This window comes from Anatilimnocola aggregata, from assembly GCF_007747655.1.
In the GTDB taxonomy this organism is placed as follows: Bacteria; Planctomycetota; Planctomycetia; order Pirellulales; family Pirellulaceae; genus Anatilimnocola; species Anatilimnocola aggregata.
Genome location: NZ_CP036274.1, coordinates 4,018,122 through 4,030,757 on the forward strand (window position 1 = coordinate 4,018,122; position 12,636 = coordinate 4,030,757).

The window sequence follows — 12,636 nt, forward strand, 5'->3', positions numbered from 1 at the left end:
ATGAAACCCCGGCATCAGCCCGGGACTAACCGAATATGACCAGCACCACTGCCACCACGATGCCACTCGCCGACGATGTCCGGTCGGTATTGGCCGGTCTGCGCACGCGGATCAGGCTGTACGTTTGGCTAGAAGGTTTGGCGCTGGCGGTCATATGGGTGGCGCTCACGTTTTGGCTCGCGCTGGCGCTCGATTATCTGCCCGTGATCGTCGGCGCGAGTGAAATGCCCCTCGCAGCCCGCGCGGTCATGCTGCTGGTGATTGCCGGCGGCTGTGGCTATATCTTCTATCGCTGGATCGGCGAGCGGGCATTCGTCCCCCTCGCCGATGAAAGCATGGCCATGCTCCTCGAGCGGCGATTCACCGACTTCAACGATACGCTGATGACTTCCGTCGAGCTGAGTCAGCGGCATCCAGACGAAGTGGAATTCAATACCGAGATGTTTGCCCGCACTTCGAACGCTGCGCGGCAGATGTTACCAAACGTGCGCTACGGCGCTGTCTTCAACCTGGCACGCCTGACTTTGCTCATTCTGCTGGCCATCGGCTTGATCCTTTCTCTAGCCGGCTTTGCCGTCGCTCGCCCGCAAGAGTTGGGAACTGCCGCCAATCGCCTGCTGCTGTTGCAAGATGTGGCCTGGCCGCGGCAGGCTCAGATTGAAATCGTTGGCATCGATGTGCAACGCACCCCGTCCGCCGAAGATCCGGCACCTCGCCCGCACACGATGGAGTTCGACAAGTCGAACCACCTCAAGGTCGCTAAAGGGGCCAACATCACCTTGCGCGTAAAGGCTAAGCTCCCTCCGGATGCAAAGCTGGTGCCGCAGTTCTGCACCGTCTATTACAACAGCCGCGCCCGCGAAGGTGTACGTGCCGAACGCGGCCGCGTCGGCATGCAACAATTCCGTGACCAAGGTTCGTACCGCAATTTCTGGCTTGAAGAGAAGCCATTCAAGGGGATCATCTCGACGCTGGAGTTTGATGTTGTCGGCTACGATCACCGGGTGCGCGACTACGTCATCGAAGTCGTCGAGAGCCCCGCGGTCGTTGAAACGCTGCTCGATCTTGTCTATCCGCCCTACATTCAGGACGAAGCCACCAGCAGCTATCTCCCCAAGCTTGATAAGGCGTACTTGCCGTCGGGCGAGTTCCAGCCTGCCGGAACGCAAGTCACCTTGAAGTTCCGCTCCAGCAAAAATCTACAATCAGCGACCATCATCGATCCAGAAGCGAAGAAGGAAGCGGATGCCCTGGCCAAGTCGGAACTAGAAGCCGACCGCAAAAAAGCCAAAGACATTGTGTGGAACTACAGTGGCCAGTTGAATTCGAGCGATCCGTCACGATTTTCGTGTCAGGTTCCCAGCTTGGATAAGAACCTGGCACTTGAGGTTTCGCTCGTCGATACCGACGGCGTCACCACGGAACAGCCTCACCGGGTCTTCCTGTCGACCATCGAAGATCAGCCACCGCAGATTGAGGTGACTCTCAAGGGTATTGGCTCGGCCGTTACGCCCAACGTGCTGATTCCGATTCAGGGGACGATTAACGATGACTACGGTGTCGAGCAGCAAGGATCCAAGGATCAAGTTCGCTCGGTGGCTCGCTTGCAGTTGCAAACGGCTGACAGCGCCGATCCGCGGTCGCTGCCGTTCACGCTGGGCAAAGGTGGAGCGGTTGAGCAGGAGTTCGATTTCCGCGCGCTTCGCTCGCAAGACAAGGCTTTTGAATTGCAGCCCAAAGGCAAGCTGATCCTGAGCGTGAAAGCCAAGGATCGTTTCAATCTCTACGGCAAAGATCCGCATGAAGGGACCGGCCAGATCTATTCGCTGGATGTGGTCACCCCCGAAGAACTGCTGCAGCAGCTCGAAGTCCGCGAGCTTGGCTTGCGGCGGCGCATGGAGCAGATCATTGAGGAAATGAATCAACTCCGCGATTCGCTCCTGCGAGTCAAAGCCAGCCTGGGACCGATGGCAGCCAGCACGCCCGATCCCGAAGAAGTCCGCTCCGACGACAACGGCGACAAGCCGAAATCGCCGGAAGAGCTAGCAAAGGCCCGGGCAGAACTTCGGCTGATTCGCGTTCAGCGTGCGTTTCAGCAGAGTCAGAAGTCTGGACAGGAAACGTTGGGCGTGGCCGTCGGTTTCGCAGGTATCCGTGAGGAATTGATCAATAACCGGGTCGATACCGAAGACCGCAAAAAGCGTCTCAAGGAACAGATTTCCGACCCGCTTCAGGCCATTTGCCAGACTTCGTTCCCGGCCTTGGACGGCCAATTGCAGACGCTCGAAGCAGCCCTCGGCAAGCTGCCGCCTATGTCGACCGACTCGCCCGAGCTGGCCGATGTAGCTTTGCAGGAGGCTACTGACACGATTGCCGAGCTCGATGCCGTCCTGCAAAAGATGCTTGATCTAGAAACTTTTAACGAATTGCTCGATATTGTTCGTGACTTGCTCGGCGATCAGGAAAAGCTGATCGACCGCACCAAACAGGAACGACGTCGCCAGGCACTCGAAGATCTGAAGTAGCGATTTGCAGCAGGCGGTGGGCAGTAAAGTCCGGTAAATCGTTGGAAATATCGCTCACAAAGCGGTACAACGAAGGTCTGGACGATTCCAGTTTAGGAGGGGTACAAATGACGGCAGGAACCTCAGCTACCCGGTTTCGCTGGCCAGCAATGGCCGGTCTGGCCATTCCCCTCGGTCTATGGATGCTCGGCCTGCTGCCGGCAGTTCTCATCGCCCAGGAAGAACCCGCGCCCAAAGAGGCAGCATCTCCTGGTACGCCAGCAGTCAACGATGACCTGGCACTTGAGCAAGAGCGACTCGCTAGCAAATATGCCCGGCTGGAAGAGTTGCTGCTGAAGATGTCGTCGCTCGAGGGAGGCAGCAATCCTCGCCGCGCCGCACTGCTGTTGCGGGCCGTTGAGCAGTCGAAAGAAAAGCTCACCAAGACTCAACTTGAGTCGGTGGTCAAACTGCTCGGCCAAAAGCAACTCAAGCGGGCCCTTGATGGTCAGTCGCAAGTGCAGACCGATCTGAAGTCGCTGCTCGATCTGCTGATGAGTGAAGACCGCAGCGATCGCCTCAAGAGCGAACAGCAGCGGATCAAGGAATACATCAAAGAAGTCGAACGGCTGATTCGGTTGCAGAAATCGCTCGAAGGCCAGACCGAGGGTGGTGCTGATCTGCAGCGTGTTGCCAAGGAACAGGAAAACCTAGGCGGTCGCACCGGCGATCTCGCCAAGAAAATCAAAGAGAACGAAGAAGGTAGCCCGCCCAAGCCAGCCGACGACGAATCCGAAGAGAAGAAGCCGGGCGAAGAACAACCAGGCGAACAGAAGCCTGGTGAGCAAAAGCCTGGTGAGCAAAAGCCCGGTGAGCAAAAGCCTGGTGAGCAGAAGCCTGGTGAGCAGAAGCCTGGTGAGCAGAAGCCTGGTGAGCAGAAGCCTGGTGAGCAAAAGCCCGGTGAGCAAAAGCCCGGTGAACAAAAGCCCGGTGAACAAAATCCCGGTGAACAAAAGCCCGGTGAACAAAAGCCCGGTGAACAAAGCGATTCAAAATCTGGAGATCAGCAGCAACAACAGCAGGCCAAGCAAGAAAACCCCGCTCGCAAACGACTCGAACAAGCCGAAGAGAAAATGAAAGCGGCCCAGAAGAAGTTGGCCGAAGCGAAACGCAAAGAGTCGGCAGAAGAGCAGCGTCAGGCGAAAGAAGAACTCGAAAAGGCCAAGGCTGAACTCGAAGAGATCCTGCGTCAATTGCGCGAGGAAGAGGTGCAGCGAACTTTGGCGGCCCTCGAAGCCCGCTTTCGCAAAATGCTGGAAATGCAATTGAAGGTTTACGAGAGCACTCGTCGGCTCGATCAAGTTGTAGCGGCCAATCGCAGCGATCAATTTGTCGTGGAATCCGGCCGCCTCGGCTTTGACGAACGGAAGATCGCCGTCGAAGCCCGCAAGGCCCTCACATTGTTGCAAGAAGAAGGCTCCAGCATCGCGTTTCCTGCTACGGTCGAGCAGATGGAAGAAGACATGCTGCAGGTCTCGGAGCGGCTGGCTGAGACCAAGATCGACGACATTACCATCGGCCTCGAAGAAGACATTATTTCGTCGCTCGAAGAAATGATCGCGGCCCTCGAGAAGGCTCAGCAAGATGCAGAGCAAAAGAAGCAGCAACAGCAACAACAGCAGCAGCAACAACAGGAACAAGAGCAGCCCCTGGTCGATAAGATCGCCGAGCTCAAGATGATCAAGTCGCTGCAGGAGCGAGTCAACAAGCGAACCGTCCGTTACTCGCGGCTGCTGGAGGACGATCAAGACGTCGTCGGGCAGGCCGAAAGTGCCGACCTGTTGGCAGCGCTCAAAGCCCTGGCGGATCGCCAAAAAGAGATTTTCGGTATTACCCGCGACATCGTCCTTGAGAAGAATAAGTAGACGCCGGTTACACCGCGTTCATCGAATACTGCCGGAGGACTTCCCATGCACCATCTCGCTTGCCCTCAGCCAAGATCAAACCATTTGCTGGGGGCCATGCTGCTCGGGCTCATGACGTTCGTCGCTGCTCCCGCGCTCAGTTGGGGTTCCGACGAAGCGGCCAACGAACTGCAAAAGAAGGCCAGTTGGTCTCCTCCAACAACAGCGGAAGTGAAGAAGCAACTCGACGATCTGCTTAACGCGCGCAAAGCTGATGAGACCCAAAAGCTCAAAGTCTCGGCGCTCTGGCCTGACGATACCATCGTTCTGGATCCCAGCGACGTGCTCGATCGAGTAGCCGCCTCCCTCGCCGTTCTCGAACCCGAAGCATCCGCGATTTACCACCTGACGCAACAGCCGGCCGCCGCTGCCAAAATTCCCGCCGCGACGATTTTGTTGGACGAGAGTGTCCCGCTCTTTGTCCGTGCGAATCTGCGCCTCGTCGTGGCCCGCTGGCTCGCCCAGAACAACTTGATCGACGAAGCGCTCGCGCAACTCCGTGGGCTCAACCCCGCTGATGTTGCCGACCCAGCTTCGCTGCTGTTTTACCAAGCCCTCGGTCAGCATCGCCTGCTGGAGAAAGACAACTGCCTGAAGAACGTTACCCTGCTGCTGGAAAACGAATCCACGATTCCGCGCCGTTACGCCACCATCGCCCGCCTGATGGAAGCCGACATCAAGCCGCTGAAGGTCGACTCCCTCGATGAAGTCGCCCGCTTGATGGACGATATTCGCCGTCGCCTCGATTTGGGCCGCGCCGGCACGAAGGTGCGAGAAGAAGAAGAGCAGGTGATCGCTAAGCTCGAAAAAATGATCGAAGAAATGGAGAAACAGCAACAGCAACAACAGCAGCAAGCATCGGGTAGCGGCAGTGGTTCGCCGATGCCCTCGAGCCCGATGCAAGACAGCCAGGCTGCCGAATTGAAAGGTCCAGGCAATGTCGATTCGAAAAACATCGGCAAGAAGGATGGCTGGGGAAATTTGCCACCGAAAGAACGGCAGGAAGTACTGCAGCAGATTGGCCGGGACTTACCCGCTCACTTTCGCGAAACGATCGAAGAATATTTTAAACGCCTCGCTCAGGATGGCGTGAAGTAAGCTGGTAGTAGAAGGGTACACGACTGCTCATGGGGATCATTTCTGTTTGTTCGATGCTCTGCCTCGTGGCCGCTGCTCCGGCTGTGGACGTGCAGGTGAAGTTATTGCGTGGCGACGAGATTCGCGGGCAACTAGTCGCTGCTTCGGCTGAGAAAATCACGATCGCCACCGCGACAGGTGAGCAAACCCTGCCGGCCCCCGAAGTGCTTGCCGTCGATTTTCCCGGCTCCAAGCCTGAACAAGAGTCAGCCCGCGTTTGGATCGAACTGCTCGATAATTCGCAACTCGCCGCTGCCAGTTTGGCCACACTCAGTGGCAAAGCAACGATTGAATTGCTCGGCGGCGATACACTCTCTGACATTCCCTCGCGCTCGATTCGCGCCGTCCGCTTTCATGATCCACATGGCTCCGAACTGAATCCCGCCTGGAACGAAATCCTCGCGGGCTCGCGCTCGGGCGATGTGCTGGTGCTCCGCAAAACTGCGACACGCGAAGTGGAAGAAAATGGCCAAACCAAATCCCTGACCACTTTGACGCTCGATGAACTCGAAGGAACTGTGCTGCAAATCACTCCCGAGAGTGTGAAGTTCGATTTTGATGGCGACAAAGTGGATGTGAAGCGCGAGAAGTTGGAGGGGGTCATTTTCTTTCAGCCTGTGAAGCGTGAACTTCCCGCAGCCAACTTGCGGATGCAGGATGTCGGCGGCAGTCAGTGGCGGCTGAAGTCGATCGAGATTAATGACACGCAACTCACCGCAGTAACGCCCGTGGGGGTGAATCTCACATTGCCTCTCGCGCGCGTCCAGCGGTTGGATTTCTCCGCCGGCAATGTAGCGATGCTCGCCCAGTTGCCTATGGAGTTGAGTGAATCGTCCGGCGCGCTGATTCCCAAAGGACTCTCGGCGGCTGCCAGCGAATGGTTCGGTCCGCTCGCGGGGAAGCGCCCGGGGCCACAGAGTACTTCACCGGACAGAGTAACGACATCGATCGCCTTAACGGGCAAGAGCCTGGCAACCTATCGCACCCCGGAAAGTTTTCGCTGGTTCCGCGCCGGTCTGATCTTGGCCAGCAAGCAGGGGAACGGTGCCGATGTTGATGTGGTGATCTTGGGAGACGGCAAAGAACTCGCCCGGCATCAATTAACCGCGAGCGGCGAACGAAAACCGCTGATGATCGAGGTCGATATCACTGGCATCAATCGCGTAAGCCTGCAAGCAATACCGCTGAGTGCCCAAGGACTGGGAGCGCTGGTAGATTTTCAGGATGCGAGGTTCACGAAATGAGTATCGCTCGCATCGCTCCAATTTTTAGCTACCTGTCTTGCCTGACGTTGCTCGTGCAGTTGGCACTGCCTGTCATTGCCCAGGATGTGCCAGCGCCAGTTCTCTCTGCCGAACGTCAGCGGATTGAAGCAATTGCCAAAGCCAGCAAGTCAGCGGTCGCCGTGTTTGCCAACGGCGGCAACGGCGGCGGCTCGGGAGTTGTGATTTCTCCGGATGGCTATGCCCTCACAAATTTTCACGTGGTGCAGCCTGCGGGCAGCTACATGAAATGCAGCATGAACGATGGCCGCTTATACGATGCCGTGATTGTGGGCATCGATCCGACGGGTGACGTCGCCGTAATCAAATTGCTCGGTCGCGACGATTTTCCCACGGCCAAGATGGTCGATAGCGATCAGGTGAAAGTGGGCGACTGGTGCTTTGCAGTCGGCAATCCATTTTTGCTCGCCACCGATTTTCAGCCCACAGTTACCCATGGCATTGTTTCGGGCACACATCGCTATCAATATCCGGCCGGAACACTGCTGGAATATGCAGATTGCATACAGACCGACGCTGCCATCAACCCTGGCAACAGCGGTGGGCCCCTCTACGATGCCAACGGCGACTTGATCGGTGTGAATGGGCGCGGCTCGTTCGAGAAGCGTGGCCGCGTGAATGTCGGCGTGGGCTATGCCATCTCCATCAATCAGATCAAGCACTTTCTCGGCTGCTTGAAGAGTGGCCGCTTCGTCGATCATGCGACGGCGGGCTTTAGTGTCGGCACGAGCGAAGACGGTCGCGTGCTGGTCTCGAATATTCTCGAAAACTCCGATGCTTACCGTCGCGGACTCCGCTACGACGCTGAAGTAGTCGCGTTTGGCGGCCGGACCATCGGCACTACTAACGCGTTCAAGAACGTGCTGGGGATTTATCCCAAAGGCTGGCGTGTACCTCTCACGTACCGCTATGACGGTAAAACGGTCGATACGCATGTGCGGTTGACAGGTGTGCATGCCGAAGAAGAACTGCTGGAACTCGTGCAAAGGAAGCCCAAGGCTGCCGCACCGAAACCGGGTGAAAAAGATCCGAAGATGCCGGGCGATAAAAAGCCTACGCCAGAGCAGCCCAAACCCAAGGTGCCCGGTGCTGCCGAAAAGCCGAAAGAAGAACCGCCTCCGCCCGAAGTTGCCAAGCTGATTCAACCCCGCCGCGGTTATGCGAACTACTATTTCAACCTGCAAAATCGTGAGCGTGTGTGGAAGGCTGCTTCAGCCGGTGCCGACTTCTCCGCTCAGACGGGCGAATGGAAGTTAAAGGGAACGCACTCGCGCGGTGATGCGGCGATCGAAATCACCTTGTCGTCCGATAAGGTGGAAGGTGTCTTCCCCGCTGAAAAAGCGACGCTCGACCTGAGCAAAGATCTAGACACACAGTTGGCCCCCTCCGGCAGCGGCGGGCTTCTGGTGGCGTTGCACCTATGGCGGCAATTGCTGGTCGAAGGGCCAGAGAAGTTCGGCGACGTCTATTACTACGGCACCGGCCCGCAGCGCGGCATCGACGGGCTGGCCGATGTCTTCATTGCGACTCGCAATGTGGTCGAAATGAGGCTCGCCTTTGACCCGGCCACGGGACGGCTCGCGCTGCTCGAGATGGTCTCCGATGCCGACGAGGATCCGTGCGAAGTCCAGTTCAGCGACTATCGCGAAGTCAATGGCCGCCAATTTCCGCACTCTCTCGAAGTTCGTCGTGGCGAATTTGTGTTCGGCAAATTGACTCTGAATGATGTTCAACTGACGGCCGGCGATGCAGGAGCCAACAAGTAATGAAGTATCTTCCTGCCTGCATCCTGTTGATAGTGGCCGCGTTCTTTGCGCCCCTGGCCAACGCTCAAACGTCGCTGGCGACGGTCATCACCGACGTGCAGCCTCGCATGGTTAAGCTCTACGGTGCTGGCGGCGTGCAAGGGTTGGAGGCTTATCAAAGCGGCTTTGTGATCAGCGACGAAGGACACATTCTCACCGTGTGGAGCTATGTCCTCGATGCGGACGTGATTACCGCCACCCTCGACGATGGGCGCAAGTTGCCAGCCGAGGTCGTGGGAATGGATCCGCGTTTGGAGATCGCCGTTCTCAAAATCGACGCTCAAGACTTGGCCCACTTCAACCTCGATGAAGCCGTTTCGATCGAACCGGGTCAGCGCGTTCTCGCCTTCAGCAACCTTTACGGCGTCGCGGCCGGCAATGAGCCCACCAGCGTGCTCCGGGGGATTGTCTCGGCCAAGAGTGATCTGGCCGCACGTCGCGGCGCGTTTGAAACGAACTATCGTGGCAAGGTTTATGTCGTCGATGCAATGACCAACAACCCAGGTGCTGCGGGCGGCGCACTTACTGATCGCAAAGGTCGGCTTGCGGGTCTGCTCGGCAAAGAACTGCGAAATTCGCAAACGAATACCTGGCTGAACTATGCGATTCCGGTTTCCGAACTGGTCCAAGCAGTCGTCGACATCCGCGCGGGCAAGTTGCGTTCGGCGACTCGCGACGAAACTGTGAAGAAACCCAAGGACGCGCACACGCTTGCTGCCCTCGGCGTGCAACTTGTGCCTGATTTTCTGCCCAAGACGCCGCCGTTTGTCGAATCGGTGCGGCCCATGTCTCCCGCTGCCAAAGCGGGAATTCGGGCCGATGATTTGATCCTCTTCGTCAATGAGCAACTCGCCCCGTCGCACAAACAGGTCGTGGAAGAACTGACATTCATCGACCGCGTCGATGGTGTTCGACTCACGATTCAACGTGGGCAGGAACTGGTCGAAGTGCAACTCTCGCTTGAGCCGTGATCCGCAGGCCATGATTGAACCGCACGCCATGATTATTCGCCATCAAATCTCCTTCTTCCTTTTCGCGTTGCTGGCTCTTGCTGGTCAGCCTTTGCCCGCGCAGGAAGATGTGACGGAACTGGAAGAGCGCGCCATCATCGCCGCAGCGGGCAAGATCGCGCCCGCTGTCGTGCGGATTGAGACGGTCGGCGGTCTCGAACGCGTGGGCAAGCTGCTGGTCGCGACCGGCCCGACGACCGGGTTGATCGTCAGCGAAGATGGCTACGTCATTTCCAGTGCTTTCAATTTCGTCCAAAAACCGACGTCGATTCTGGTGTCGCTCCCCAGCGGTACTCGCGCGGCGGCGACGATTGTCGCCCGCGACCATGCCCGCATGCTGGTGCTGCTCAAAGTCAGCACGACCGAAAAGCTGCCGGTGCCGGTTGCTGTGCCACGCAGCGAGATGCAAGTCGGGCAGTGGACCGTTGCCATCGGACGCACTTTCGAAGCCGGTCAAGTGAGCATGTCAGTGGGAATTCTTAGTGCCAAGGAGCGGATTTGGAGCAAGGCGATTCAAACCGACGCCAAGATTTCGCCCATCAACTACGGCGGTCCGCTGGTCGATATTCAAGGCCGAGTTTTGGGAGTGCTCGCACCACTTTCCCCGCAAGGCCAAGGTGGCGAACTGGGGGGCGCCGAGTGGTACGACTCGGGAATAGGTTTCGCCATTCCGCTGACCGATATCCTGCAGCATCTTCCTACCCTCAAGGCGGGTAAAGACCTTCATCCTGGCCTGCTGGGCATCTCGCTCAAGCCGGGCGATATCTACGCATTGCCCGCAGAAATCGTCGCCGTACCGCCGAATTCACCAGCTTCCAAAGCGGGCGTGAAAGTGGGCGATGTGGTGACTGCCATTGATGGCCAACCTATTGTGCGCCAGGCTCAGTTGAAGCATGCCCTCGGTCCGAAGTATGCAGGCGAAAAGATCAAGCTCACCGTCTCGCGCAAGGTCGACACAAAAGATGAAAAGGTGGAGCTCGAAGCGGAACTGACCGACGTGCTGATTCCTTATGAGCATCCGCTACTCGGCGTGTTGCCACTGCGAGGCGTGAAGGACAGAGGCGTCACGATTCGTTACGTCTTCCCTGACTCTCCAGCCGCCGAAGCCGGACTAAAGCCTGGCGATCGCCTTGCCGAAATCGACGGCAAGGAAATCACCGACGCCAGCGCCCTGCAACAACTCATCAGTAGCGCTGATCCGACCAAGAAGGTCACGTTGAAATATTTGCGCGATGGTGCCGAGCAAACGGCTGCCGTCACGCTCGCCAAGCTGACGGCTGATATTCCCAAGGATCTGCCGCCGGCCGTTAGTCCTGAGTTACCTGCACCGGCAGAAGCGCCGACGACTGGACTCATCGAGATTAAGTTGCCGGAGGAAAAAAATCTTTGCCTGGCACTGGTGCCGAACAATTACCATCCGCAAGTTCCGCACGGTGTGCTGGTTTATTTACCGCCACCCGGCAATGTCGACCGCAATAAGCTCACCGCGCGATTTCAGTCATTGGCTGAGAAGAATCAGGCCATTATTCTCGTGCCTCAGTCTGCCGATCCGAAGAAGTGGGATCGGACGGAAAGTGCTTTCATTCGCAAAACGTTCGACGACTTAATGGCGCACTATACCGTTGACCCTACTCGCGTGGCCATCTTCGGAGCCGAAGCGAGCGGAACGATGGCCTTTCTCACCGCGCTCGAACATCGCGACCGCTTTCGTGGGCTGGCAACTTCCGAAGCCACTCCTCCCGCACGCTTGAAGGTTCCGGAAACCGATCCGGTGAATCGGCTCGCACTCCTCTTGGCCGCGGCGGATAACTCGCCAACCAAGGCTGTCGTCACAGCGCTAGAAAAGAAACTCACTGAGGCAAAGTTTCCCGTGATCGTCCATAGTCTGGGCGAGAAGCCCCATGAATTCACTGCCGATGACGACGCGCTGCTATTTCGTTGGCTCGATGCCTTGGACCGAATTTGATCATCAGGCAGCATTTTTCCAACTCGCTGCTTCTTCACCATCGAGGCGCAAGGTCAGGCACTTCGCACTCCCGCCAGCTTTCACGAATTCGCTGAGCGGCGTTTCGTGTGGTGTATAACCGGCCGCGCGCAAGTTGCGGTGCAGCTGCGGGCAGCCGGTATTTGTCACCACATGTTTGCCGACGACTACCGCATTGCAGGCAAAGCTGTGGGCCTCCTCAGCCGAGACTTCAATCAGCTTGGGGACTGCCTGGCGAATCGCTTGCCGGCCGTAGTCGTCGAATGCTCCTGGAAACCAAATGGCTTCGCCGGCAGCGAGCGGACAGCAACAGGTATCGAGGTGATAGTAGTGATTGTCGACTAGCTCCACGGGAATCACGTGGCTATCGACGAGCTTGCCCACGAGTTGCTGGCTGTGAATGTCGCTGCGAATGCGATATCCGGCCAGCAGTGTGGCGCCGCAAAAGAGAGCGTCACCGGCACCTTCAAAGTACCGGCCATCCGGTAACTTCTCGACTCGGAAACCATGCGAGCTGAGCCAGCGATCGCAGAGGGGCTCTTCGCCTTGTCGCTGTTCGTGGCGAAAGTGGGCGAGAATCGCGCGGTCGCGGTAAATCATTGCTGCATTGGCGGTGAAGACCAAGTCAGGAAGTCCCGCCACGGGTTCCAGCAGCGAGATCGTCGCTCCAACTTGTTCGAGCAGCGCTTTCAAGTCACGCCATTGCTGCTGGGCCAGTTCACGGTCTGCTTGCCGGCTGCGGCTCATCCACGGATTGATCTCGTATTCAATCCCGTAATGATCGGCTGGGCACATCAAGATGTGCGGCGCGTTGTTCATGGCTGACTCCCTCAGACAAACCGGTTCGCTAGCACGGCGGCAGCCAGCGGAAGTCCTGCATTCATTCGCCTTGAGCAAATCAGGCGTTTGCTCTACGATTCGCTGCCCCCAAGGCCTATCCTGATTGTAA

At 57.6% G+C, this 12,636-nt stretch carries 8 protein-coding genes; 7 read left to right on the plus strand and 1 reads right to left on the minus strand.

Annotation, left to right across the window (positions count from 1 at the left end; genetic code table 11):
• Positions 1-35: 35 nt before the first annotated feature.
• The 7 genes from ETAA8_RS15215 (at position 36) to ETAA8_RS15245 (ending at position 11,669) form a co-directional block, all read left to right on the plus strand.
• Positions 36-2,525, plus strand: coding sequence for a hypothetical protein (locus ETAA8_RS15215; RefSeq protein ID WP_145089761.1), 2,490 nt, complete (start codon positions 36-38; stop codon positions 2,523-2,525).
• Between the two features lie 107 nt (positions 2,526-2,632).
• On the plus strand, positions 2,633-4,429 hold the full coding sequence (locus ETAA8_RS15220) for a coiled-coil domain-containing protein (RefSeq protein WP_145089764.1): 1,797 nt from the start codon (positions 2,633-2,635) through the stop codon (positions 4,427-4,429).
• Between the two features lie 45 nt (positions 4,430-4,474).
• Entirely contained in the window at positions 4,475-5,566 is a 1,092-nt protein-coding gene (locus ETAA8_RS15225; RefSeq protein ID WP_145089767.1) for a hypothetical protein, read from the plus strand.
• 29 nt (positions 5,567-5,595) lie between these two features.
• Positions 5,596-6,849 carry an NPCBM/NEW2 domain-containing protein gene (locus tag ETAA8_RS15230; RefSeq protein WP_145089770.1) on the plus strand — a complete coding sequence of 418 codons (1,254 nt, stop codon included), beginning with the start codon at positions 5,596-5,598 and terminating at the stop codon, positions 6,847-6,849.
• Complete coding sequence (locus ETAA8_RS15235) at positions 6,846-8,654, plus strand: S1C family serine protease (RefSeq protein ID WP_145089773.1); 1,809 nt, start codon at positions 6,846-6,848, stop codon at positions 8,652-8,654. The genes ETAA8_RS15230 and ETAA8_RS15235 overlap by 4 nt, the downstream gene beginning before the upstream one ends.
• A complete protein-coding gene (locus tag ETAA8_RS15240; RefSeq protein WP_145089776.1) occupies positions 8,654-9,664 on the plus strand; it encodes a S1C family serine protease in 1,011 nt (336 codons plus the stop codon). Before ETAA8_RS15235 ends, ETAA8_RS15240 begins: the two co-directional genes overlap by 1 nt.
• Before the next feature lie 10 nt (positions 9,665-9,674).
• Positions 9,675-11,669, plus strand: a complete 1,995-nt coding sequence (locus tag ETAA8_RS15245) for a PDZ domain-containing protein (RefSeq protein ID WP_202921854.1) — start codon at positions 9,675-9,677, stop codon at positions 11,667-11,669.
• A 3-nt stretch (positions 11,670-11,672) separates the two neighbouring features.
• Here the strand turns inward: ETAA8_RS15245 and ETAA8_RS15250 are convergent, their stop codons facing one another.
• Positions 11,673-12,506 (minus strand): dimethylarginine dimethylaminohydrolase family protein, encoded by an 834-nt coding sequence (locus ETAA8_RS15250; RefSeq protein ID WP_145089782.1) that lies wholly within the window; start codon positions 12,504-12,506, stop codon positions 11,673-11,675.
• Between the last annotated feature and the right edge of the window lie 130 nt (positions 12,507-12,636).